Genomic DNA, 25,581 nt, shown 5'->3' with positions numbered 1-25,581 from the left:
ATAACAATCATACTTTAACACATCACTTAATTTTGCGCCTACATTTTTACAGGCACTATATTTTTTTATTTCAATGATTATTGTAATAATATAGTTAAACTTATTGTAACCGTTTTACTCACATATAGTTTCATAATAAGATAAAAAAATTATTAACACATTAACATTTGCTGGAGGTATTAAGATGACTATTTCGAAGGTTATTATCGCACCAGATTCATTTAAAGAAAGTATGTCTGCTATGCAAGCTGCTCAAGCAGTTCAACAAGGTATGTCGAAAATTTTTCCACACGATACCCATTACGAATTAATCCCAATGGCTGATGGCGGTGAAGGTACTACTGATGCACTCATGCATGCTTTGAATGCTAGCTACGTTTCAACTACGGTACTCGACCCGTTACAACGTCCAATTCAAGCACAGTATGGTTTTTCTGCTACGACTAACACTGCTGTTATTGAAATGGCTGCAGCTTCCGGACTAGATTTAGTATCAACAACTGAACGTAATCCACTAATTACTACAACATACGGTACGGGACAGCTAATTAAAAGTGCATTAGACCAAGGTGCTGAACGTATTATTTTAGGCATTGGTGGTAGTGCTACTAATGACGGTGGCACAGGTATGCTTTCTGCACTAGGTGTTCAATTTTTAGATGCACAGCAGCAACCGTTACAAGCAGGAGGGGCTGATTTATTGCGTTTGGCTACTATTGATTTATCAAAACTCGATTCACGCCTCGCCCATGTTTCTTTTGAAGTAGCATGTGACGTAACAAATCCATTACTTGGCTCTCAAGGAGCAAGTGTGATATACGGTCGGCAAAAAGGAGCTAATGTTCAGATGGTTCAACAATTAGATAAAGCATTAGCCCATTATCATAATCAAATAGAAGTACAACTCAATATATCAGTTAAAGATATTGCAGGAGCAGGAGCTGCAGGAGGTTTAGGGACAGGGTTATTGGCGTTTTGTCATACAACACTAAAAAAAGGTATTGATGTTGTATTAACGGAAACAAAATTTGATACACATCTCCAAGGTGCAGACCTAGTTATTACTGGAGAAGGTAAAATAGATCATCAAACTATTTATGGTAAAACACCTATAGGCGTAGCACAGCTTGCTAAAAAATATAATATTCCAGTAATAGCACTCTCTGGTAGTCTTGGTGAGGGCTATGAAGCTGTGTATCAGCATGGTATTGATGCAGTATTTAATATATTGCAACAACCTCATGATTTACTTACCGCTTTAAAAAATGGTGTGCTCAATATCGAAAAGACTGCTGAAAACATTGCAAGAGTTATAACGCTCACGGAAAAGTTCTAATCTGCTAGTTACAAACCATATAACAGGGGTTATAATGAATTATTGAATGAAATATAAAGGAGATCTTTCAATGGACAACCACATTAAACGCCCTTTCCCTTTAATGATGCTTATTGTTTTGGGCATAATGACTACTTTTGGTCCTTTAACTATAGATATGTATGTGCCATCTTTACCAAGCGTGCAAAATGACTTTGGTTCCACAACCTCTCAAGTACAACTCACGTTATCCTTTGCTATGATTGGTTTAGCCATTGGTCAATTTATCTTCGGACCTCTGTCTGATGCTTTTGGCCGTAAAAAAGTGGCACTTATTATTATCGCAATTTATATCATCGCTTCATTTATCGCAATATTTACTACAATAATGCCCCTGTTCTTATTGTTACGCTTTATTCAAGGTTTAACAGGTGGTGGCGCCATTGTTATTGCTAAAGCTTCAGTTGGTGATCGTTACCAAGGTGCAACCTTAGCTAAAGGTCTAGCATCATTGTTAGTAGTGAACGGTATTATTACAATTTTAGCACCATTAATTGGTGGTTATACTTTAAGCGTCACTACTTGGCAAGGTATTTTTGCTGTTCTAACTGTTATCAGCTTAATTATTTTAGTATTAGCTACTATTAAAATGACAGAAACACAATCAGTAGCTAACAAACGATTAAATTTTGGTGCTATTTTCAAGGACTTTGGCCAGTTATTTAAGAAGCCAAGATTTATTCTTCCTATGTTATTACAAGGATTAACCTACATTATGCTCTTTAGCTTTTCAGCTGCAGCGCCTTTTATAACACAAAAAATCTATGATATGACACCTCAGCAATTTAGTGTTTTATTTGCTATTAATGGTGTGGGTTTAATTATTATGAGTCAACTTACGGCTAAATTAGTCGAATATATGAATCGCTACGTTTTATTACTTATTTTGACAGCTATACAAATCATAGGCGTTGTTATTATAGTCTTTGCCTTAGTGGTACATTTACCGTTATGGGTCGTAGTGATTGGTTTCTTCTTAAATGTTTGTCCTGTTACAGGCATTGGTCCTCTTAGCTTTGCTTTAGCTATGGAGTCACGTACTGGAGGAAGTGGTAATGCCTCTAGTTTACTAGGTCTCTTCCAATTTATTTTAGGGGGCGCAATTTCGCCTTTAGTAGGACTACAAGGTCAATATAGCGTTACACCATACTTATATATTTTAATTATTACTTCTGTCATTATTATTGTGCTTGAAGTAGCCCTCAAGTTTAATAGACCGCTTCAGAGCAAGTAATATACCACTATTTAATATGAACATAATAAAAACTAGTCTGGAACAGCATCTTACCAGACTAGTTTTTTTGTAGCTATTCTATTGGTAACCATAATTCAGTAATATAGCTATCTTCGGCTGTATTGCCGTCACGATAATATTCAAAAAATGGTGCTTCTCGTAATTTATAATCCAATGATGGTAGAAGTGTTTTATTTATATGTTGCATTGCGTTATGAATCGATTCTGGAACTGGACCCTTTGCTTCAAACACAAGGTAGCGTCCTGCCTGTAACTCTATTGCATCGAAATTGTTATTTTCATCATCGGTAGTAACGCCAATTAAATAATGCATCTCACCATTATTTTGTGGCATACAAACACCCAAAATCCCTGCAAAATAGTTGTTATTTAATAAAGTGAGTGTAGTTTTATATTGTTGCGCATCAAAATCCAACCAAAACTTATAAATATGTTCTTTTGCTTTTTGACCAGTTGCATACTTTCTCTTCAAACCAACAATTGTCATTTTTTCTGTTTTGTCAATACGATAATCCACTATTAACACCCCATCTCTCTTTTGTGACAGCATACCAAATCTACTCACCCGGGTACAGGTACATATACAATTCGCATCAAGTTAAAACGCTATACTACCCCTTTTGTACAATGCAAGCTATAATAATTAACATATTAATATATTGTGTCATACAGGAGTGAACATACATGACAAAAATTTTGAATGTTACACCGATTAGTCAATTATTCCCCATACCAATGATTATGGGTTGCGAAGGTGTCTGTGCTGCAATGATTCTCCAATATAATGATTATCCTATCAAAGCTACAGATATTATGAAAAGTTGGCCTAAACATCCTAACAATCCTTATAAAGGCTATGTAGGTCACCAAATAGGTATTAAATTTGGTTACCATCAAACAATATTTCCTACTGCCTTTGTCCCTCACCTTCAACAATTTAATGCGCACATTGAAGATAGCACAGGACAATCATTACACTCATTAGAACGTGTTATAACTCAAGGCCAACCTGTAGTGATATACCATACTGTTTTAGGTAAGAGACCAATTATGCGTACGTTTAAATTTGAAAATAGACCTACCAAAATCGTCTCTAATATTCACACTACAGTGTTAGTTGGCTATGACGACACTCATTATTACTATATAGACCCACTGTGGTCACATTTTGGTAAGGCTATCATATTACCTGCTTTAGTTCCTAATAAATTTCAATTACTAAAAATTTCGAAAGCACGTATGGAAAAAAGTTTTAATGCACCAGGTCGAATGAGTTTTTATTTAAACTATCCTGCTACAAACGCAAAATAATATATTACTTAAATATTAAACGTATACAATGATTGCGTAATTTCCCTAGCAAGATCTGTAGTTCGCCATTGACGTTCATATCCCAAGCAAGGACATATATAAGTCGTACCTTGTTCTTCAAAATGATTACGAAAATGTACGTGTCCCATAATGCTATAGTGAATTGGATATCGATCATAGATTTGATCAAAATCTGAAGTACCAATAAATGCATTGAAATAATCAAATATACGATGCGGCATAGGTACCGCAAAATTATTATGCGTTACTATGTGCGTCATTAATATTAGTTTTTTGTCAGCCACTTGTTGAATATCTTTAGTAATTTGTCTGACCGCTATATCTGACATTTTTCTATCATGAATTGGCCAATTAATCCGTTCCTTATCTTGCCAAGTCGCACCAATGTATTTTCTTTGTTCAATGCGTTCTAGTGAGAACCTACTATCAGCGTAACTATAATCATACCAACCCGTATTGCCAACGATTGCCCATTCGTCATTAATAATGTACGGTTGCCCAATTAAACATTCTTGCATTGCCATATAATAATCAAGTATTTCTAATGATGCTAAGTCACCTGATTGAGTCCAAAAATCATGATTACCAGGCACAAATAACACAGTAATTTGTAACTTTGTTTTTATGGTCGTTATAAACTGTGCACTAAGTTGATAATTATTTGAAATATCACCAGCAATTAATAAGACGTCTATACGTTGGCTTTGTACACTATTACATAAATGTCGTTCAAAGTCTTCAGGTGTATAGCGCTTGCTTCTATCTATATGTAAATCTGAAGTCACACCAATTTTCATAACTATCCCTCTATTTATTTATCATATATTTTTAATTATGACATAAATAGCTTTTTATCTTAATCATTCGGACTTACTCGCTTACTCAATCCTCTTTGTGACCTTTACTCCACTTTAAAGGTAAAAATCCTTCCTTATTCAGAGTGGTTTTAGTTAATCTTAGAAGTAGAAAAATGCTATAATAAATGAAATTATTCACCAATCAAAAAGGGGGGACTCTTATGGAATTTACAATTAGAGCGCTCGAAGAATCTGATAAACAGAGTAAGGCGTTAGTCCATTACCAAAGTTGGATAGAAACATACGAAGATATCGCTGTTAATAATTACTTAGAAAATCTTAACAAAGATCAATTTATTAAAAAATCCGCATTACAAGATGTCCCTACGCTTGTGGCAATCGTTAATAATGAAGTAGTTGGGTTTATTGCTTATGGCAAAACTCAAGAAGTTAATGATAACGATGACTGGAGTCAAATTTATGCCCTTTATTTATTAGAAGAATATCAAAATCATTTAATTGGTTTTGCTTTGACACAACGTGCTTTGGAACTTTCATATCCTGATAATATGACCTTATGGGTTGTTGAAGAAAATGATAATGCCATAGCCTTTTATGAGCAAATTGGTTTTAAAACAACAAAGCATACGAGCCCCATCTACTTCGGTAAAACATATAATGAAATTCGCATGGATTTTTACCGTATGGAACATGAAAATTAATCGCTATTTCGTCTAATTAACTCAACATAAAAAGGCCTTGAACAATCAATCATTTGATTATTCAAGGTCTTTTACTATACGTGTGTAGTGTTAAATCCATTTCAATTGTGCTTCAGGATTAGGTTTAGTTGGTAGTAACGTAATAACAATTAAAATAATTGTAGAAATTAAAGTAATAATATTCATTAAAATGGCCAAACTATCTATCTGGATAATATCAAAGATAATATCCCCTATTAACGTAATTAAAATTAACATGAGTGCTGTCATACGTTTACGTCCAGCATCATAAAATCGTCTCATAGTTATAGCTATCATCGGTACAATGTTGGCTAATAAAAACAAAGCAATAACACTAAAAATAATAATAGCTATTACCAGTAATCCTGTCACAAAAGTTATGACTCCAATTAATGACAAAATAAAAATAACTAGAATATGTACGAGCACTGGTACCCAAAATTCTGTTCTATTTGATTTGCTTTTAAAATCTATATACCTTTTCCAAAAATCTGTATATGCCTCTACCATTATCCAACACTCCAATATCTATCTATATTAATTAATATAACGTAAGTGTTGTCAATTTCACAATTATTTATACAAAATGTTTCTTTATAATAGTTTCTAATATTATTGGCAATTCCTCAAATGCACTTTTCTTATAAACACGTTCGCCAACTTTATGCGCATCTTTACCTATAGGACCACACAAAATAACAGGGGCACTAATTTCAGCTATTTTATCAAAAGGAATGGTATAAGTACGATTGAAGCTAGGCGCATTTTTACTAAATATTGTCATTTCATCTAAATGATTATTTAATTGCACATAACTTGAATCACTAATGCCATTAAAATAGTGCACTAATTGACTATCTCTATTAAATTGTGTTCGAGAGGTCTCTTTAACGGTCTCCACAATACCTTGCACTAACGTATTCTCGGAAGAATTGACTGCTGGATAAAATGGTGGCGCAAAAAACGTAACAACCGCAGGCGTTATTTCACGACAAAGTTTGATCAGTTCATCTGCAATAGCAATACTTTGCATGTGCAATGAAGGTGTCGTATCTAATACATGTTGGATAATTTGTGATACTTTCTCCTCTCCATGTTGTGCAACTACATAATTGTTTAACTGTTCAAATGTAAGTACATTAATTTTTGACTCAAATGATTGATTTTCTAGTTCTAAAATATTCAGCCAATCATTTTCACAACGTTCCACCGCTTTAATAACTACATCTAAAAACGTTTGGTATAGTGTCGCCGGTGTTTGTTGAAATAAAAACATATTGTATAAAGCATATGATCTAAATGGCGTTTGCACGTCATAATTCTCTTTTATATCTTTATTAGTGATTGATAATGGTAAGGGCGTTGTCTCGTGTTCAAACTTTTCTTTAAATCTAGCATTGTATTCAATCGACTGTGTAATATAACTTAATATAAAATTAGAACTTAATCCCTCTAAAGGATTACCTACATGTGTTTCTTTCCCAAAACACAACACGCCTGGCATGATTTTTCCTATAGAGCCAGAATATACATAATGCGTTAGATCATTATCTAATTGCTGAAAAGTCGGCTCGCTATTTAAATGTAATTGAATATCAAGATCGTATTGTTGTTGATACTCTGCAATAGTATGGATTGCTTTACGCATGCCAGAAGAATTCACTTCTTCATCAGGCACAGTTACTAATAATAAGTTTACATCCCATTGCTCCATTGATGCTTTTTCAAGTAATGACATATGGAGCATGAGTCCTGCTTTCATATCCATTACACCTCTACCGAATAAAAATTCATCAGATTGCAAATCTGTTTGAGCTTGGTCATCTAAATAGTTAGGATGTGCATGAAATACTTCTTGTAGTTTGTCTGGATTAAATGCATATTGATGATGTGTTGCATAATCATCCACTCCTACCGTATCAAAATGACTAAGTAACACAATCGTTTTATTACTATTTTGTCCACGGTATAGCGCAGTAAGTAACTCTTTATCATCTTCAGTGACACTATGTTGGATTAACTCTCGATGTTGATTAAAATATGTTAATTTAAGTAATAATGATTCAACAAAACGTGCAAATGTTTTTTCTCCGGGTGTGTTTGTTATTGTCTGCTGTTGCACTAATTGCTTTAACAAATTTTCTCTTGCTTCGTATGTTTGCCATAATAATTGCATATAATCCTATCCTCCTATAAGAAAGCGCTTTTATAAGATTATAATACGTTGCACAAGTAATTAGCAATAAATAGAGAAGGGAGTGGGACAGAAATATGATTTTGGAAAAATGATTTCGTCGTCCCACCCCGGCAAGGATGACTAGCGTTGAAACAAGCTTGGTTTAAAGCGCATTTTCAATGCAGTCAGCTACTGCCAATATGAAAAAAGGCTAGGACAAATCAATATTGTCCCAGCCTCCTCAATTATAATAAGTAGTACTTACTATTAATATTAATTATTAAATTGATGTTTAGGTACTAAAATTAAAATCGCTATAAAAGCAATAATGGCTAATGCCAAATTAAAAAACAGTCCAAACATTGCCCCTACATGTAAGTTAGTAGTTGCTGATACTACACCGAATATCGTAGCTGATATAGCAACACCAAAAGAATTTCCTAAAGAAGATGCCATTTTGTAAATTCCTGATGCTACGCCTACTTTATCTTCAGATGAAGTAGATACCGCTGTATCTGTTGAAGGTGTTGCATACATGCCAAGGCCTAGTCCGAACAATAGATAACCTATAATACATGACACGATGTACACTGCTGTTGGTAAAAAAGTGAGAGAAATTAGCAAAATACCGCTAGCATTTAGCGCTGCACCAATTAACATTGGCCGTTTCGCTCCAATTTCTTGTAACAGTTTTTCACCAACACGAATCATTAATAATACCGATACTAAGTAAGCAATACTCATAGCTCCTGATTGGAACGAACTAAAATGTAATCCTGATTGGAAGTAAGTATTAGCAACGATTAAAGTACCTGCTACTGCATTCAACATAAAGTTTGAAATCGTTGCACCACTATAAGCTTTATGTTTAAACACTCGAAAATCAATAAGTGGGTTCGTTTTTTTACTTTCAAATATAATGAACACCACTAACGAAATAATAAATATAGCTATTAAAGTCATAATAAATGGCGACAACAGACCATAATCTGATGATTGCGTAATAATTAAATTAATACTTAACATTGCAATAATCAAAATAATCAATCCAACAATATCAAATTTTGCATTTTTCGATTGTTCTGTCACTGGTGCCTTTGTTTCAGGTGTATGTCTGATTAATAGTATCGCAGCTATTGTAACTATTATTGATACGATAAATATAGATCGCCATCCTACAAATGTTGACATTGCCCCACCTAAAAAAGAACAAATGCCACCGCCACCCCAAGAGCCAATTGACCAATAACTTAAGGCACGCTGTCTGTCAGTTCCGATATAATACTCATTAATAACAGCTAATGTCGAGGGCATGATAAAGGCAGCAGATAAACCTTGAATCCCTCTACCTAATACTAACAACGTAGTGAAGCCAGGTATAATGATCAACAGCGAGCCAATAATGCTCATAATTAGTCCAATATACAGCATTTTCATTCTGCCATATCTGTCTGCTAATCCTCCTGCTCCAACTACAAACAAACCACACAATAATGCCGTTAAACTAACTGCAACATTTATAGTGCCATAGTTCGTGTGGTACGATGACTCTAGATCTGGCACTATATTCACGAGCGATTGCGCAAAGAGCCAGAATGTAATAACAGCTAAAAAAATCCCCAAGAGAAGTCTATTATCTCCCTTAAAGGTTTGTGATGAATCCATGTGCTTGTTCCTCCTAATATTCAATTAGAAAGATTTTCAAAATAGTTGTACACCCTTTTAACTGCCATTAAAAAAGTCTATAGCTATCTCAAAAACCTCATAAAATACTCTAATCCGAGTATTCGAACCATTCAAATAAATATATCCCCCTTTATTTAAAATAGTTCATTTAAACACGATACCACTAAAATTTTTAAAACGCTAAGAAAAAAATTTTATCTAACATTTTATATATATATCTTTCAGTGATTAACACCTAGTTTTAACAAGCTTTATAGCAAGCCAATTTTTATTTATAAGACACTTTAAACATAGATTAATTTTGTTCTAAATTTTCTTAAAATTTAGTTAATTCTTGTTATAATCCCTTGTATTTCGATAGGTTTTATTATATTATAGCCTTATCATTTTACTAGGAGGCAATTCAAATGACTTTATATTTATTAGAATCTAATGACTTATCTTTCGCTGCAACTAAAAGCGAACTAGAAAATAAAGCACAATCATTATCAACTAATTCAATTCCAACTTTAATAGAAGTACAAGCAACAGAAGATCTTACACACGCTTATTTTATCGTCGAAGCTAACGACGAAAATGAAGCTAAAGACTTTTTAGAACAAGCTGAAGTACCTATCTCACTAACTAAAGAAGTACGCTTAGTCGGCAAGGAATTAGATGAGATTAAACAAGGCGATGCTAAAGTTGACTATCTTGTAACTTGGAATATTCCAGAAGGCGTTACAATGGATCAATATTTAGCACGTAAAAAGAAAAATTCAGTACATTATGAAGAAGTACCAGAAGTACAATTCCAACGTACTTATGTCTGCGAAGATATGTCAAAATGTATCTGTCTATATGACGCACCTGATGAAGATGCGGTAAGACGCGCTAGAAAAGCTGTCGATACACCTATCGATGATATTGAAAAATTATAAATTATAAAATAAGCTTGTAGACTTATAAAACCCTAAATGGGGGCGAGCATATGAAATTAAGTTATATAATTTCAATCTCGCTCCCTTTGTTATAACAAAAGCCTACTAAAACGATATGATTAATAGAGGTGTTGTAGTGATTCAAATTAATAACATCCAACATAAGTTTGGAGACCATCAAGTAATTAATGATTTTGACTATTCTATTGATAAAGGGAAAATTGTTAGCTTCATAGGAAAAAGTGGTTGCGGAAAGTCCACGTTACTAAATATTATCGGTGGCTTCCTTTCCCCTACTAACGGTGAGGTCCTCATTAATAACAACTTAAAGTCTGAGCCTTCACCAGATTGCTTAATGATTTTTCAACACCATAATTTATTACCTTGGAAAAATATCAATGACAATATCAGGTTAGGTTTAAGTTACTCGCTGAGTGATGAAGACATCAACAAATATTTATCTAATGTAGATTTAAAAGATAAGGGACATTTATTCCCTGAAGAATTATCAGGAGGAATGAAACAACGTGTAGCCTTATGTCGTGCACAAGTTCATCAACCAGATGCCATATTAATGGACGAACCACTGGGAGCTTTAGATGCTTTTACTCGCTATAACTTACAAGATCAACTTATCCAATTATCTGAACACACGACTGCTACTATTATTTTAGTTACTCATGATATTGATGAAGCTATCTATTTATCTGATGAAGTCATCTTACTCGGTGATGGTTGTGAAATTATTAATCAATACAGTATTTCCCAATCTCATCCTCGTAATCGTAATGATAGTCATTTATTACAAATTAGGAATAATATTATGGAGACTTTCGCGTTGAATCATCATATGGCTGAGCCGGAATATTTTATCTAAGGAGTGTCACCTATGAAAAAACTTTTGTATAGTATGTTGGTACTTCTTATATTGATTTCTGGGTGTAGCAATAACAACACATCTAATGAACGCTCAAATCACCAAGCAGATAAAAAAACTATAAAAATCGGTTATCTACCCATTACACATGCAGCTAATTTAATGATGACGAAAAAAGTATTAGAATCGCGTAGTAATGGCAATTACAACTTAGAATTAGTTAGATTTAATAATTGGCCAGATTTGATGGATGCTTTAAATAGCGGTCGTATAGATGGTGCATCAACTTTAATCGAATTAGCTATGAAATCAAAACAAAAAGGTAGCCCTATTAAAGCTGCTGCCTTAGGACATCATGAAGGTAACGTCATTATGGGACAAAAAGGTAAAAGTGTAGAAGATTTACACAACCATAATAACTATAGTTTTGCTATACCGCACCGCTATTCTGCACACTATCTGTTGTTAGAAGAAATGCGCAAACAATTGAAACTAGACCATAATACATTTGACTATCATGAAATGGCTCCCGCAGAAATGCCTGCTGCTTTAAATGAAAACCGCATTGCAGGTTATTCTGTAGCTGAACCCTTTGGTGCATTAGGAGAAAAACTAGGTAAAGGACATACACTTAAACATGGTAGTGAAATTATACCTGATGCCTATTGTTGTGCCCTTGTTTTACGTGAAGATTTAATTAATAACCAGCACGATGTCGCTCAACAATTTATGACTGATTATAAAAAAGCAGGTTACCAAATGACTGACAAAAGTAAAAGTGTCGACGTTATGTCTAAACACTTTAAACAAGATGACAAAGTATTGGCACAATCTGCAGAATGGACATCTTACGGCGATTTAACAATTGAAGAAGATGGCTATCAGAAAATTACTGAGTTAGTACAAGAACATAAATTATTTACAGCGCCTTCGTACAAATCATTTGTCGATTCATCATTATATAAGGAGGGGTAAGCTGTGGCTTTTAATATTGTAAAAAGATACACCCTTCCAATAGGATCGGTTATCCTATTATTATTTATTTGGCAATGTATTATATGGATTGGAGATTACCAACCCATTTTATTACCTGGGCCACTACTTGTTGGCAAAAGTATTATAAACTTTATATTCACTGGTGAAATCTTTAGTCATTTAGGTATTAGTTTATTCCGCTTTGCTGTAGGATTCATTTTAGCTATTATTGTCGGGATACCTATTGGTTTTCTACTCGGTAGAAGTCAGTTTTTTTATACTGCAATTGAACCAATCTTTCAACTAATACGTCCAATTTCACCAATCGCATGGTCACCATTCGTAGTGTTGTGGTTTGGCATAGGAAGTTTGCCAGCGATGGCTATTATTTTTATTGCTGCGTTTTTCCCTATTACCTTTAATACCATCAAAGGAGTAAAAGGTGTGGAACCACAATATTTAAAAATAGCGTCTAATTTGAATTTAACTGGATGGTCACTTTATAGAAATATTTTATTCCCCGGTGCTTTTAAACACATTATGGGTGGAATACACATGGCAGTTGGAACCAGTTGGATCTTCTTAGTTTCCGGTGAAATGATTGGTGCACAATCGGGCTTAGGATTTTTAATTGTCGATGCTCGAAATATGCTGAATTTAGAAGATGTATTATCAGCTATTTTCTTTATTGGTTTATTTGGCTTTATTATAGACCGCTTAATCACATATTTAGAAACATATATTTTAAAACGATTTGGAGAAAATTAGGAGTGTTAAAATTATGACGTTAAATACATTAATAGCAAACAAATTAGATCCTTATTTAGTAGAAATTGATGACGGGTCTCACTATGCCAAAGATTTTATTCAGGATTTATTTAAAGAAAACCATTTTTCAAAACAAGATATCGAAAAAAACTTACTTACAATTGAACAAGTTTCAAACTCATGTTTAACTACAGGTTTTTGTTTATGGTGTGAATTAGCATTTTCCACCTACTTACAACATGCATCCACAAACTATTTAAACACTGAGTTACAAAACAAACTATTAAATGGCGAAATTTTAGGTGCAACTGGCTTATCTAATCCAATGAAATCTTTTAACGACTTAGAAGCTTTTAATTTAAACCACTATTATATAGATGGTACATTATATGTTAATGGAAAGTTACCAGCGGTCAGTAATATTGGAGACGACCATTATTTTGGAGCAATTTCGAAAGCTCAAGACGGTGAAGAATTAGTAATGTTTATTGTTCGTGCCAACCAAGAAGGCATTAAGTTAACAGAAATGTCTAATTTCTTAGGTGTCAATGGCTCTGCAACTTATACTATTCAATTTGACGATGTCATCATCCCAGAGAAACATATCATTACAAAAGATGCTAAGTCTTTTGCTACACAAATCAGACCACAATTCGTGACATTGCAAATACCTATTGCCTTAGGATCTATTCGCTCATCACTTGACTTGATTCATAAATTTTCTACTGCGCAAAATGGCATTAATCAATATCTTGATTATGATGTTGATGCTTATGAAGCACAGTACCAACAATTAAGAACAGAATTTTATGAGCTTGTTCATGCGCATAAAGATGAATTGTCTGCTTATTTCGCTGACATTATCCGTATTAAAAAAGAAGCAGGTTATTTATTACTTGAAGTTAATCAAGCTTCTATGGTCAATGGCGGTGCACGTGCATACTCTCATAAAGCACCACAAGCGCGTAAATTAAAAGAAGGATTTTTCTTCGCCGCTTTAACACCAACATTACGACATTTAGGTAAGTTAGAAGCAGAATTAAAACAACAAGCTTAAATCAAACGAGGCTAGGACACTATTGATTGTCCTAGCCTCGTTTCATATTGGCAGTAGCTGACTGCATTGAAAATGCGCTTTAAACCAAGCTTTTTCAACGCTAGTCATCCTTGCCGGGGTGGGACGACGAAATCATTTTTTCAAAATCAGATTTCTGTCCCACTTTACTTAACCATACACCACTCGATAACACGCTTTATTGCGCTATCCCAATAGGCATAATCATGTTCCCCTGTACCACTTTCAAACTGGTGATCAACACCATGCTGAGTTAAATAATTAATAAATTTTATATTATCATCATATAACGCATCTTCTGTACCACACATTATTAATAACTCTGGTATTGGATGTCCTTGTTCTAGTGCATTATCAACTAAATAATATACATCTAAATCACTACCGACTACATCATCATTGCTACCTATTATAGCTGTACTAGAAAAATCATACCAATCTATTTCCAGTAAATGTTGAACCGTAAATACAGCTGATAATGGGGCTGCTTTGGCGAAACGTTCACCTTGAGTAAGGGCAAATTTGATTGTGCCATAACCTCCCATTGAATGACCGGCGATAAAATTATCTTCTCGTTTTTTAGAGAGAGGTAAAATTTGATGTACGTAATCATGTACTTCCAATATATAATCATAATATTTATGACCTGCTGCCATATTGCTATATGCACTATGATCTGCGCGTGGCATAATAATTGCTAATTGATGTTCATTCGCATATCTTTCAATACTGGTATAACGTACATACGAAGTTTCATCGCTAGATAAACCATGCAAGAGTAATAACGATGGTAGTCGTTTTACAGGTTCTTGCGTGTCAAAATAGCTTGCGTCCTCTGGTAAAATCACAGTTAAATTTTGTTGCATTCCAATAGTTGTCGATTGATAATTCAATGTCATGACAGCCATAATAACACCTCTCTATGCGTTTGCATCTTGTAATGGATTACTATCCTTCAATTTATGTTTTCTATTCGACGGATCTAAGCGTTTTTCCAATAATCGTAAGACAACGTCTATTTTAATTGCAATAAACGCAATTGGAATCGCTCCTGCCAATATAAACGTAGTACCATCTGTTGCATTAGTACCTCTTATTACAATATCTCCTAATGTTGGGGCGCCAATAAATGAGCCTACTGCAACGACACCTATCGCTACAACTAAAGCAATACGTAAACCACCCAAAATTACAGATAAAGATAAAGGTAGTTCAATCATACGTAATACTTGGTTACGAGTCATTCCCATTCCTTTACCGGCATCTTTTATATTACCATCGACATTACTAATACCAGTGAAAGTATTTTTTATAATTGGTAGTAACGCATATAAAAATACTGTCACAACTACCGTTGTAGGGCCTAGACCCATGACTAACATCAAAATGGCTAACATTGCAATAACTGGTACTGTTTGAATAATGTTGGCGATGGATATAATCAGCCATGATAACTTGCTATAACGTGCAATGAATATCCCTATCGGTATTCCAACGATAGCAGCAAATATGACACCATAAACAGACATCAATAAATGCTTAATAAATAATTCCCATAAGTAACCAAAATTGACAGAATAATATTCAATTAACTGTTGGATTAAATTGCCGCTCATGACTATTTACCACCTTTCTTATCATTTTCAAAATAATTATGTTCCTTCAAGAATTCTTCCGCTACAACTGCAGGTTCTTGACCTTGACCATCTGCTTTGTAATTCAACTCTTGCATTTTAGTTGTCGAAATTTTTCCTTCTAATTTTTGCATAGTAGGTTTTAATTCAGGATATTTTTTCAGTAAATCATTTTTCATAACACTACTTGCATCATATGGTGGGAAAAAGCGTCGATCATCTTTTAATACTTTTAAGTCATAGGCTGCAACACGTCCATCTGTTGAATATCCTACTGCTACGTCTAATCTGTTAGAATCTAACGCATCATATACTAAACCTATTTGCATTGGTCTAATATTATTAAATTCAATACCATATTCTTTTGCAAATGCAGGATAACCATCACCTTTACGTTTCAACCATGAACTATCGACACCTAAACGTAATTTATCACTATGTTTTTTCAAATCTGATACTGTTTCTAAATTATATTTTTCAGCAGTTTCTTTAGTCACCATTAAAGCATAAGTATTATCAAAGCCATATGAATCAAAAAATGTTTGATCAAATTGTTTTTGGAAGCCTTCTTGTGTCGCTTGCATAGCTTTATCTGGATTTTTAATAGGATCTTCTTTAAGTGCACCCGTTAACTCTGTTCCTGTATAACGTGCCCCAGATATATTCGCATCACCATTTACCAATGCATTATGTTGAATCGTACTAGATCCTAAATTATTTATTAATGTAGGTTTAATTTTTCCATTCGTATCATGCTCAATTAACAATCTCACTATATGTGAAATTATTTGTGATTCACTCGTAGCTAGTGCTGTAATCTTAACGTCACTGTTGGACTTACCGCCACCTAAACCTGGCAAACTACATCCAGATAAGAGCACCAAACAAGCTACAAGAATTAATAACTTTCTTTTCAAGTATTTCATTTTGTTTATTCTCTCCTTATCTAGAAACCTTTAACCCTTTTGGTACTGCCCATTTTTCAACTAACGATAATATAAAGTCTACTATAAGTGCTAAGAGTGTTACTAAGATTGCTGCACTAACAATCATTAATGGATCATATGTGTTTAAACCATTAAAAACAAAGTCTCCTAGTCCACCTGCACCAACATAACTAGCTAACGTTGCCCAACTAATAACATAAACTGCTGACAGTCTAATACCACCTAAAATTAACGGTAAAGCTAAAGGTAGCTCAACATCTTTCATCAATTGGAAGCGCGTCATTCCCATACTCGTTCCCGCTTCTTTAATATTCTTATCTATATTTTGCACACCTAATACAGTATTATTTAAAATTGGCAATAATACATAGATAAATAACGCTACGATAGCCGGAGTCTTCCCTACACCAAAAATCGGAATCATAATAGCTAATACTGCTAACGTAGGTATAGTTTGTAATACTCCAGCAATCATTAATACGAAATTTGAAGTGCGTTTTAATTTAGATAAAAAGATACCAATAGGTACAGTAACAACGACCGCTATTAACAAAGCTACAATAGATATATAAAAATGTTCACCTGTCTTTGTAACAAGTTCACTCCAATTATTTATTAAAAAATCTATCATTTGTTATCAGCTCCTAATTGAACAGGCTCAATAATAGCATTGTTTTCCTCAGGTTCTTCCATATCTCCCCAAATGCTGTCATAAACGATATCTACTAAGTTAGCTCTAGTAACAAGACCTATTAACGTTTGGTCATCACTATCTACCACAGGCACATTACGCACATTACGTTTTAATATTGTACGCACTGAATCCTGTAATTTACTGTCGATACGCACACGATAAATATCCCGTTGCATCATATCAATCAATTCTTTCTTCTGTCGTAATCCTTGATTAATATCTTCTATATCTAAATAACCTAATAATCGATGATTTTCCCCGACTACAAAAATGGTATCTACTCTACGTGTTCTCATAATATCTACAGCATCATTAAGCGTTTGATCAGCATGTACAGTCACAGGTTTAATCATAGCGTCTTCCACTGATTTCATATTTGGTCGATCTTGAATCAATCTATTCTGACCAATAAATTCTCGTACGAAATCGTTTGCAGGATAGCGTAAAATATTATCCGGTGTATCATACTGGATGACTTCACCATGTGACATAATACATATTTTATCTGCTAATTTTATGGCTTCATCCATATCATGTGTGACAAAGATAAATGTTTTCCCTAATTTTTGTTGCAATTCTTTTACTAAGTCTTGTAGCGTATCTCGCGTAATCGGATCTAGCGCACCAAAAGGCTCATCCATTAAAATTACATCTTGCTCCGCAGCCAAAGCACGTACAACACCTATACGTTGTTGCTGACCGCCTGATAATTCTGAAGGATAACGCTCTAAAAATGACTCCGGTAAATCTACTAACTTAATTAACTCTTTAGCTTTAGCATCTTTCTTTTCTTGTGACCATTTTAATAATTTAGGAACTAAGACAATATTTTCTTTAATGGTCATGTGTGGCATAAGACCAATTTGTTGAATAACATATCCAATTTTACGTCGTAGTTCTACTGGATTCATTTTACTCGCATCTTTGCCATTTATAGTAATTTGACCTTCTGTCGATTCAATCATTCTATTAATCATTCTTAGTGCAGTTGTTTTACCACTCCCACTTGTTCCAATAAATGCAATAAACTCCCCTGACTCTATTTCTAAAGAAATTTTATTTACTGCTTTCTTACCGCCAGGATAAACTTTTGATAAGTTTTTTATACTTAACATTTCCGAATTCCTTTCTGTTATTATATTTGTCCCTTAATAAACAAGAGTCATCAGTAGATGTCATACAAATTAAAAAATAAGTAAAAACATGATACAAATGACTCTCTCATTTTTTATACAGTTGAGATGACCAATGCACATACTCATTTGCATTATCACGGAGGTAGCTATATTACTACACTTGAATATCCTCATATTATTTAAAATATATTAACTTCCAGGCTACCTCTCAAATAATTATCAACTTTTAAATGTTAAAACTTTCTAAACTCAAGACATGATATATCATAGCGTTATTTGCGTTTTATTTCAATTTTATGCCCCAGTTCTCGCGGTTTTATATCTTCTGTAGCTATTGTGGCGTAAGCCTCTAGCGCACTTTTAAATTCTTCTGGAAATGGTGCCGGTTTCGTTGTTTCCGTTGCAATTCCCATCAACATCACTTCATATGTAGCGCATTTATTACAAGCCTCATCATACAAATTCATAAAAACATGTATACGTTTTGTATCATAATCGATTACTGTCACTTCACACTGGATACGTTGATTGACCTTAATTTCTTTTAAATACAAAACATGATTTTCTAAAGTGAAAATTGTATATTTGAGTTCATTAATCGTTTGTTCATTTAAACCTAATTGTGCTAGCCACGCATCTGTAGCATCACTAAACACACGATTATATTCTGCATCATTCATATGATTATTGTGATCTACCCACTCTGGCTTAACTACAGTTTGGTAGTTGAATTTTTTAGTTGTCATATTCATGCACCGTTTGCTGACCTTTTTTCATACTTGCAGTATCTTCTGGCCAATATTCTTGCGCTAATTGTTTCACTTTTACTAAAAATTCATTACGTTTCATATCTAATTCAGCCATGGTATTACCTTGTGATGTGGCCTCACAACCAGCAACAACATCATCATATAATGACTGAGTTAATTCTGGTGCTTCTAGTTTAGTCCATGGTTTTTTCAAAGCAGGTCCAAACTGTTTTAACATGTGGCGCATACCACCTTCTCCACCTGCAAGGTGGAATGTCATAAATGGACCATATTGTGCATAGCGTAAGCCAGCTGCATGGGTAAATGCTTTATCTACTTCTTCAGTAGTTGCAATACCATCATTAACAATGTGTAAGGCTTCTCTCCATAACGCTTCCATTAAACGATCTGCAATATGCCCTTCTATTTCATGACGTACATGCAAGACATCCATACCTATACTTTCATAAATGCGCTCAGCAGCTATCGTTGTAGCCTCACTTGTAGACTTACCTGCAACAATTTCGACAAGAGGCAAAATATATACTGGATGAAATGGATGTGCAACAATGAAACGCTCGGGATGTGTTAAATTTTGTTGTAATTCTGAAGGCATAATACCTGATGTACTAGAACCTATCGTTGCATCTGGTTTCGCATAAAAATCAATTTCCGTTAACACTTTATCTTTCAATGACTCAATCTCTGGTACATTTTCTTGAATGTGATCTGCATCTTTAACAGCTTCTGCTAAGTTATCCGTAAATGTTAAATTTTGTAATGACGCATTTTCCGCTAAACCTAATGATTCTGCATAAGGCCAATTTTGTTTAACTTGTGTCAACATGCGTTCATAAGCACCTTCACTCGGATCTGTCGCTACGACTTCGTGTCCATGTGCAAGCATTCGTGTAATCCAACCACTACCAATAACACCTGTTCCTACTACTGCAAATTTCATAATGTGCCTCCTTGTGGGTTTCTCAATTGATATTTATCTCTCGCCTCTTGTGGTGTCATTGGTTCAATTCCTAAATCTTTTAATATTTCAACTGCTTTAGCTACAAGTTGTTCATTTGTAGCTTTAACACCTTTTGATAAATATAAATTATCTTCTAACCCTACACGAACGTTGCCACCGCGTTTAGCTGCCTCTTCAACTGTAGGTAATTGCATACGACCTATTCCAAATGCAGACCATTCTGCATTTTCTGGTAAACGCGTTTTAAAATATTCAATAGTTTCAGGATCATTTTCGGCACCCCAAGGAATTCCTAAACAAAATTGAAATAGCGGTTGGCCTTCTATCAAGCCTTCTGATATTAACTGTTTAGCAAAACTTATATGTCCACTATCAAAGCATTCTAATTCTGGTTTTACACCCGCTTCTTTTACTAAAGCAGCTTGCGTACGTAACCATGATGCAGGACTCAAATAAACATCGTCTCCCATATTAACGCTGCCACAATCTAACGTACACATTTCAGGCAACAAGTCTCCAACCGGCTGATGACGTTCTTGCGGTGTTTGCATATCAGTTCCCGGTCCACCTACAGAAGGGTTATTTAAATCAGGGATAAAGTCTCCTCCACCACCTGACGTTACATTTATAATAATATCTTCATCAGCTTGACGAATTAACTCAATAGCTTTTTTAAATAAATTGACATCATGACTGATACCACCTGTTTTTGGATCACGTGCATGTATGTGAGCAACTGTCGCTCCAGCTCTCGCACATTTGATTGCAGAATCTGCAATTTCTTCAGGTGTGACAGGTACATATTCACTTTTACTTGTAGTATCTCCAGCACCTGTCAATGCTGCTGTTAACATTACTTTTTTCATATTTTTCACCCTCCAGCTATGTTTTACACATGCTTTAGTGTACCAACCAGACGGTAAAGTTTCAACTTACAATACTATAAAAAAAGAGATAAAAAGCGTCAAACGCTTACTATCCCTTGGTTTAAAAAATTTTATTTTTCTTCTTTTTGGCTATAACTATGTGCTGTAAGTCTGTCTAAAACTTGTTGACGCATATCATCATCAATTGCATCTATACCAAATATTTCTGACAACCATAGTCCATCAATGGCTAATCTTATAATTGTAGCATCTACAGGATCCAAACCATCATGTTCGATTTGCGTTTGCCAGTCACGATATGTGTCTTGTAGTGGACTTAATAAATTTTTATTACTACCTTGAGCAGCTAACATACCAGACGTAATACTAGCATTTTCTTCTCTGTGTTCTCGTGTAGCTTCTATAAATGCACGTAACATATTTCCTGCTTCTGCAGATGAAGTCTTATTCCAATGGCCATCTACATTTGTCTTATATAGAGTATTGGCATGATCAACAAGCCCTTGTATCAATGCTGTTTTATTTTTAAAGTGATACAGTAAGCCACCTTTACTCACTCCTGCTTTATGCGCCACCGCGTCTAATGTTAAGTATTCGCTGCCTTGTTCATTGACAATGGCTGCAGCCGCTTCTAATAGCTGTATACGCTTTGATGTTCTAGGCATGTAAGTACCTTCTTTCTATTGTTCAATTATTTGTCGTTCATTCCTTTGCCAGCCAAAATTTGATCTTTGTACTTTTCGATACGTTGCGTACGTGTTTCACTGCGTTTTGCTTGACCAATATAATACATATATTGACGTTGACGTCCAGGGGTTAAGTTATTAAATGCAGTTTGTAATGTTTCATCATTATCTAACGCCTGGCGTAGTTCTTCTGGCATCTCATACTCATCAGTGTTTTTCATTTTGACTTGTTTACCAGATTTTTCAACACGAATAGCTTCTTCCAAATACCAAGCAATTTCCGTTTCTCTTGCTTGTATTTCTGCTAAATCTTTAAATCTTAATTGTCTAGCGGCTTGAACATTTTTAGTTTGCTGTACTAACGTATCATATTTGTCTTCCATTATCGCACCTTTTTCAAATAGCAGTGCGCAATAATGCTTAAAATCTTGGATAATCACTACATTTTTATCATTCAATGTATAACATGGATGCTTCCACTTAAACTCCTCTTCCAGTTCTGTGTCTAGACTTAGCTTTCGCAAAAATTTAAACTCATCTTGCCATTGCTCCAGATTGTTAATAAACGTATCAACTTTTGCATTAGTAACTTTTTCGTTCATCACTATCAACTCCATTATTGGTTCATCATATTTATATTACTATAATGCCCACTTTTTTGGGAATTATAACTCATAAACTTTAACTTACTTTTCCGATTAATATACTATGAATTAATGGAATTTTATGCTATATTTATTCCATTAAAAAATTTATAGAATTAAGATAGAGGTGAGTTAATGCAACAAACAGCAAATTTAAAAAAAGTTTTAGGCCTTCCAGACGTCATGGGTATTGCAATTGGTCAAATTATAGGTGCAGGTGTGATGTCATTAACAGGTATCGGCATTCAAATGACTGGCAGTGGTATAACACCAGCGTTTGTTATTTCTTCAATTTTAACACTCGTTACCATGTTTCCAATAGCTATTTTGAGCTCAGCAATCCCAACCACTGGAGGTATGTATCAATATACAAGTCGATTGCTTTCACCTAAAATAGGCGTTTTTTGGTTATTACTCTTTTTGCTATTGCAAATCACATTAGCTTTATATGCACTGTCTTTTGCACAATATTTAGAAAGTATTTATCCTGGAGTGCCAATTAAGTGGGTAGCATTAACATTAATGACAATCTTATTTATTGTCAATATTATCGGTGTCAAATCTGCGTCCTATATTGGTAATTTAATGGTAGTTGTCTTGATCGTCGCTTTATCTTGCTTCATCATTTATGGTTTACCACATACCAATGTTGCTGTATTTAATTCACATGATATGTTTCCTGATGGTTTTACTGGATTCTTTACTGCTGTTGGCTTAGTTTCATTTGCTACTGGAGGCGCACAAGTTGTAGCTGAATTAGGTGGCGAAATGAAGCGTCCACATCGTGATATCCCAATAGTCATTGTTGTAGCCACAATTTTTGTAGGTCTACTCTATGCCTTTATCGCCAGCATTGCAGTTGGCGTATTACCAATTTCAGAAGTAGCGGGTCAGCCGTTAACGAGTGTAGCACAAACTGTTTTACCTAGACCCATTTTTATTTTCTTTATTGTTGGAGGTGCTATGTTTGCATTAGCTACAACGCTTAATTCCACATTAACTTGGGTTACCAAAAGTTTATTAGTAGCTATCCAAGATGGTTATTTACCATCGCAACTTGGCGCTGTTAACAAACGATTCGGCACACCACATTGGTTGCTCATATTATTTTATATTATCGGTGCTTTTCCCATTATTACAGATATGTCATTAACAGTTGTAGCACAATTAGGCACAGGTATTTCGTTGCTAGTGTTCGCCTTCCCTGCTTTGGCAGTATTACGCTTACCTAAAAAGTATCCTGAGGCTTATCAACGTTCACCATTAAAAGTGCCTTACCCATTATTAGTAAGTATTTCAGTGTTAGCAATTGGGTTATTACTATATCAATCTTATTTATTAATTTCTGATTTACAACTTGTGTATATCATTGGTACGTTAATTTATATTATCTTAGCGGCAGGTATTGCGTATCTCTCACGTACACCTCAAAATTATGAAATTGCATCTCCTGCATTACTAGCAACAAAGCAATCACCTGAAGGTTAACTATTGTGAATAGTAATACAAAACAGCCATCACTATGTAAAGTGACGGCTGTTTCAGAACGTGGACAAACCCTTCGCAAGTTAATGCGAAGGGTTTATTTATTTTCTTTTTTTATAGTTTTTTTCAAAATTGCAGTGGTCTTTCAGACCATTACTGGGCCTTTTATTAGCCACATTGCGATTTTTTTAAGATTCATGGCAGCACAAATTAGCGTGGTATCCATGGAAACTTTGTCATGTCCTCTATATCTCGTCCATCTCATACCATGCTGTTCTTTTGCATCGCCAAATTTTCTCTCTATTGTTTGACTTCGCATTTTATATTGTTTTTTAATTGTATCCACAAACCTTAAATCTTCAACTATATCTAAATCATCTTGCCAAACATGTCTTCTAATTTGTTTTATGGCATCTTTACTTTCAGTACATTTATTTAGTAGTGGACAGTCTCGACATATTGAAGCATCTGATACATATAATCTGTGTCCTGTTGGCATTGTTCTTTTATATAGTAAAGTTTCATCATTAGGACAAATATAAGTATCATAATGTTCATCGTAGATGAAATCTTTTGTTCTGAAAAAACCAGGTTTTCCTTTAGGTCTCGTATATGGCATTGCTGGTACAATTGCTTTTTCAAGCAAAAAGTGTGCATTAAAAGGTGTTTTATAACCTGAATCAATTGCTAATGTGATAGGCAACATCTGCTTGGTTTCCAATCTTTCAATCATTGGTTTGAGTTGTGTACTGTCGTGAATATTACCAGGTGTCACGTGCTTATCAATAATATAACCATTTTTATCTACACATGCGTGTAAACTATAAGCAAATTGCTTTTCTCGTTCACCTTTAACGTAGTACCCAGCTTCTGGATCAGTCGTACTTACTTTTTTGGTTTTATATTCCTCCTTGCTTTTATTTTTTATTGGCTTTTTTCCTTGTGCTCGCCTTTGTTCATTTATTTCATTATCCAATTCTTCTTGGAAGTGAAGTGTATCTTTTTTTACAATTTTTTTGATGTATTTATTCTTATTTGCATTTGCTTTAATATGTGTAGAATCAATGAATAAAGATGAGTGATCTATTAAGTTATTTTTGATAGCTATTTCTAGTATTTTCTCAAATATTTGTTCAAATAAATCTGTATCATGAAAACGACGTGTATAGTTCTTACTAAAAGTTCCGTAATGAGGTACTTTATCTAAAAAGCTATATCCTAAATACCAACGGTAAGCTACATTTGTTTCTATTTCTTTAATTGTTTGTCTCATTGATTTAATGCCAAACAACCTTTGTATGAGTAATATTTTTACTAAAATAACAGGATCTATAGATGGTCTACCATTATCAAGGCAATATTTGTCTTCGACAAGTTCATACACAAAATTTAAATCTAATATCGCATCGACTTTACGTAATAAATGATTATTAGGGACTAATTCAGAGATAGAAATCATTTCATATTGATCTCTTTTATCAATTGATTTATTCAACATAATAAACACCACCACTGTTTAATTTACATATATTATAATGTTTTTGTGTAATATTGGCAGTAATTTATGCCGACTCCTGCGGGAATATCACTAGCCGAAGACTACAGGCTAAGGCAGTGCCCGCGGAAAGCGTGCATAAAAAAACTGCCAACAAAGTCGGAGACTTTGTCGACAGTCTGAAACAGCCATCACTATGTAAAGTGACGGCTGTTTTTGCATTATTTATATTTCATATAACGCTAACGTAATTCATTTATTAG

The 25,581-nt window shown here is 34.3% G+C and carries 26 protein-coding genes; 10 read left to right on the top strand and 16 right to left on the bottom strand.

Going from position 1 to position 25,581, the window contains the following annotated elements:
• Positions 1–184: 184 nt before the first annotated feature.
• Positions 185–1,336, top strand: a complete 1,152-nt coding sequence (locus MUA37_RS02635; RefSeq protein ID WP_262624806.1) for a glycerate kinase — start codon at positions 185–187, stop codon at positions 1,334–1,336.
• Positions 1,337–1,406: 70 nt separating this feature from the next.
• Complete coding sequence (locus MUA37_RS02630) at positions 1,407–2,609, top strand: putative multidrug effflux MFS transporter TcaB (protein WP_002510051.1); 1,203 nt, start codon at positions 1,407–1,409, stop codon at positions 2,607–2,609.
• A 73-nt stretch (positions 2,610–2,682) separates the two neighbouring features.
• On the opposite strand, the gene MUA37_RS02625 is transcribed toward MUA37_RS02630, so the two are convergent.
• Positions 2,683–3,147 (bottom strand): GyrI-like domain-containing protein, encoded by a 465-nt coding sequence (locus MUA37_RS02625; RefSeq protein ID WP_193325455.1) that lies wholly within the window; start codon positions 3,145–3,147, stop codon positions 2,683–2,685.
• A 167-nt stretch (positions 3,148–3,314) separates the two neighbouring features.
• Between MUA37_RS02625 and MUA37_RS02620 the strand changes: the two genes are divergently transcribed.
• The gene (locus MUA37_RS02620; RefSeq protein WP_193325456.1) at positions 3,315–3,941 is read left to right on the top strand and encodes a C39 family peptidase; all 627 of its coding nucleotides are present in this window, start codon (positions 3,315–3,317) and stop codon (positions 3,939–3,941) included.
• Between the two features lie 8 nt (positions 3,942–3,949).
• Here MUA37_RS02620 and MUA37_RS02615 read toward each other — a convergent pair whose 3' ends face one another.
• Complete coding sequence (locus MUA37_RS02615) at positions 3,950–4,759, bottom strand: metallophosphoesterase (protein WP_262624805.1); 810 nt, start codon at positions 4,757–4,759, stop codon at positions 3,950–3,952.
• Positions 4,760–4,980: 221 nt separating this feature from the next.
• On the opposite strand from MUA37_RS02615, the gene MUA37_RS02610 reads away from it, so the two are divergent.
• Entirely contained in the window at positions 4,981–5,481 is a 501-nt protein-coding gene (locus tag MUA37_RS02610) for a GNAT family N-acetyltransferase (protein WP_002510047.1), read from the top strand.
• A gap of 90 nt (positions 5,482–5,571) precedes the next feature.
• On the opposite strand, the gene MUA37_RS02605 is transcribed toward MUA37_RS02610, so the two are convergent.
• The 3 genes from MUA37_RS02605 to MUA37_RS02595 form a co-directional block, all read right to left on the bottom strand.
• Complete coding sequence (locus MUA37_RS02605) at positions 5,572–6,012, bottom strand: DUF805 domain-containing protein (RefSeq protein ID WP_193325457.1); 441 nt, start codon at positions 6,010–6,012, stop codon at positions 5,572–5,574.
• Positions 6,013–6,079: 67 nt separating this feature from the next.
• On the bottom strand, positions 6,080–7,678 hold the full coding sequence (locus MUA37_RS02600) for a M20/M25/M40 family metallo-hydrolase (RefSeq protein WP_193325458.1): 1,599 nt from the start codon (positions 7,676–7,678) through the stop codon (positions 6,080–6,082).
• 273 nt (positions 7,679–7,951) lie between these two features.
• The gene (locus tag MUA37_RS02595; protein WP_262624804.1) at positions 7,952–9,343 is read right to left on the bottom strand and encodes an MFS transporter; all 1,392 of its coding nucleotides are present in this window, start codon (positions 9,341–9,343) and stop codon (positions 7,952–7,954) included.
• 428 nt (positions 9,344–9,771) lie between these two features.
• On the opposite strand from MUA37_RS02595, the gene MUA37_RS02590 reads away from it, so the two are divergent.
• From MUA37_RS02590 to MUA37_RS02570, 5 genes are all read left to right on the top strand, one after another.
• Complete coding sequence (locus MUA37_RS02590) at positions 9,772–10,284, top strand: DUF4242 domain-containing protein (protein ID WP_002510043.1); 513 nt, start codon at positions 9,772–9,774, stop codon at positions 10,282–10,284.
• A 136-nt stretch (positions 10,285–10,420) separates the two neighbouring features.
• Complete coding sequence (locus MUA37_RS02585) at positions 10,421–11,161, top strand: ABC transporter ATP-binding protein (RefSeq protein ID WP_002510042.1); 741 nt, start codon at positions 10,421–10,423, stop codon at positions 11,159–11,161.
• A 12-nt stretch (positions 11,162–11,173) separates the two neighbouring features.
• A complete protein-coding gene (locus tag MUA37_RS02580; RefSeq protein WP_262624803.1) occupies positions 11,174–12,136 on the top strand; it encodes an ABC transporter substrate-binding protein in 963 nt (320 codons plus the stop codon).
• A gap of 3 nt (positions 12,137–12,139) precedes the next feature.
• Positions 12,140–12,904: an ABC transporter permease gene (locus MUA37_RS02575; protein WP_107373569.1), complete on the top strand. Its 765-nt coding sequence runs from the start codon at positions 12,140–12,142 to the stop codon at positions 12,902–12,904.
• Between the two features lie 13 nt (positions 12,905–12,917).
• Entirely contained in the window at positions 12,918–13,961 is a 1,044-nt protein-coding gene (locus tag MUA37_RS02570) for an acyl-CoA dehydrogenase family protein (protein ID WP_135024416.1), read from the top strand.
• A 164-nt stretch (positions 13,962–14,125) separates the two neighbouring features.
• Here the strand turns inward: MUA37_RS02570 and MUA37_RS02565 are convergent, their stop codons facing one another.
• From MUA37_RS02565 to MUA37_RS02520, 10 genes are all read right to left on the bottom strand, one after another.
• The gene (locus MUA37_RS02565) at positions 14,126–14,887 is read right to left on the bottom strand and encodes an alpha/beta hydrolase (RefSeq protein ID WP_142019408.1); all 762 of its coding nucleotides are present in this window, start codon (positions 14,885–14,887) and stop codon (positions 14,126–14,128) included.
• Between the two features lie 12 nt (positions 14,888–14,899).
• A complete protein-coding gene (locus tag MUA37_RS02560) occupies positions 14,900–15,595 on the bottom strand; it encodes an ABC transporter permease (RefSeq protein WP_262624802.1) in 696 nt (231 codons plus the stop codon).
• A 2-nt stretch (positions 15,596–15,597) separates the two neighbouring features.
• Positions 15,598–16,539, bottom strand: coding sequence for an osmoprotectant ABC transporter substrate-binding protein (locus MUA37_RS02555; protein ID WP_002510036.1), 942 nt, complete (start codon positions 16,537–16,539; stop codon positions 15,598–15,600).
• Between the two features lie 16 nt (positions 16,540–16,555).
• On the bottom strand, positions 16,556–17,191 hold the full coding sequence (locus MUA37_RS02550; RefSeq protein ID WP_002510035.1) for an ABC transporter permease: 636 nt from the start codon (positions 17,189–17,191) through the stop codon (positions 16,556–16,558).
• Positions 17,188–18,369: a betaine/proline/choline family ABC transporter ATP-binding protein gene (locus MUA37_RS02545; protein ID WP_262624801.1), complete on the bottom strand. Its 1,182-nt coding sequence runs from the start codon at positions 18,367–18,369 to the stop codon at positions 17,188–17,190. The genes MUA37_RS02550 and MUA37_RS02545 overlap by 4 nt, the downstream gene beginning before the upstream one ends.
• Before the next feature lie 293 nt (positions 18,370–18,662).
• Positions 18,663–19,136 (bottom strand): thioesterase family protein, encoded by a 474-nt coding sequence (locus MUA37_RS02540; protein WP_002510033.1) that lies wholly within the window; start codon positions 19,134–19,136, stop codon positions 18,663–18,665.
• Positions 19,126–20,100: a 3-hydroxyacyl-CoA dehydrogenase NAD-binding domain-containing protein gene (locus MUA37_RS02535; protein WP_002510032.1), complete on the bottom strand. Its 975-nt coding sequence runs from the start codon at positions 20,098–20,100 to the stop codon at positions 19,126–19,128. The genes MUA37_RS02540 and MUA37_RS02535 overlap by 11 nt, the downstream gene beginning before the upstream one ends.
• Positions 20,097–20,987 carry a beta-keto acid cleavage family enzyme gene (locus tag MUA37_RS02530; protein ID WP_002510031.1) on the bottom strand — a complete coding sequence of 297 codons (891 nt, stop codon included), beginning with the start codon at positions 20,985–20,987 and terminating at the stop codon, positions 20,097–20,099. The genes MUA37_RS02535 and MUA37_RS02530 overlap by 4 nt, the downstream gene beginning before the upstream one ends.
• A 131-nt stretch (positions 20,988–21,118) precedes the next feature.
• Entirely contained in the window at positions 21,119–21,673 is a 555-nt protein-coding gene (locus MUA37_RS02525; protein ID WP_002510030.1) for a TetR/AcrR family transcriptional regulator, read from the bottom strand.
• A 26-nt stretch (positions 21,674–21,699) separates the two neighbouring features.
• Positions 21,700–22,296: a YdeI/OmpD-associated family protein gene (locus MUA37_RS02520; RefSeq protein WP_021459747.1), complete on the bottom strand. Its 597-nt coding sequence runs from the start codon at positions 22,294–22,296 to the stop codon at positions 21,700–21,702.
• Between the two features lie 177 nt (positions 22,297–22,473).
• Here MUA37_RS02520 and MUA37_RS02515 point away from each other — a divergent pair, with 177 nt between their 5' ends.
• Positions 22,474–23,826, top strand: coding sequence for an APC family permease (locus MUA37_RS02515; RefSeq protein ID WP_262624800.1), 1,353 nt, complete (start codon positions 22,474–22,476; stop codon positions 23,824–23,826).
• 142 nt (positions 23,827–23,968) lie between these two features.
• On the opposite strand, the gene MUA37_RS02510 is transcribed toward MUA37_RS02515, so the two are convergent.
• Positions 23,969–25,321: an IS1182 family transposase gene (locus tag MUA37_RS02510; RefSeq protein WP_021459431.1), complete on the bottom strand. Its 1,353-nt coding sequence runs from the start codon at positions 25,319–25,321 to the stop codon at positions 23,969–23,971.
• Positions 25,322–25,581 lie beyond the last annotated feature (260 nt).

Origin of the sequence: Staphylococcus arlettae, assembly GCF_025560845.1 — a bacterium.
Classification (GTDB): domain Bacteria; phylum Bacillota; class Bacilli; order Staphylococcales; family Staphylococcaceae; genus Staphylococcus; species Staphylococcus arlettae.
Note: the sequence above shows the minus strand (reverse complement) of the source record. Positions and strands in the feature narration are given on the sequence as shown.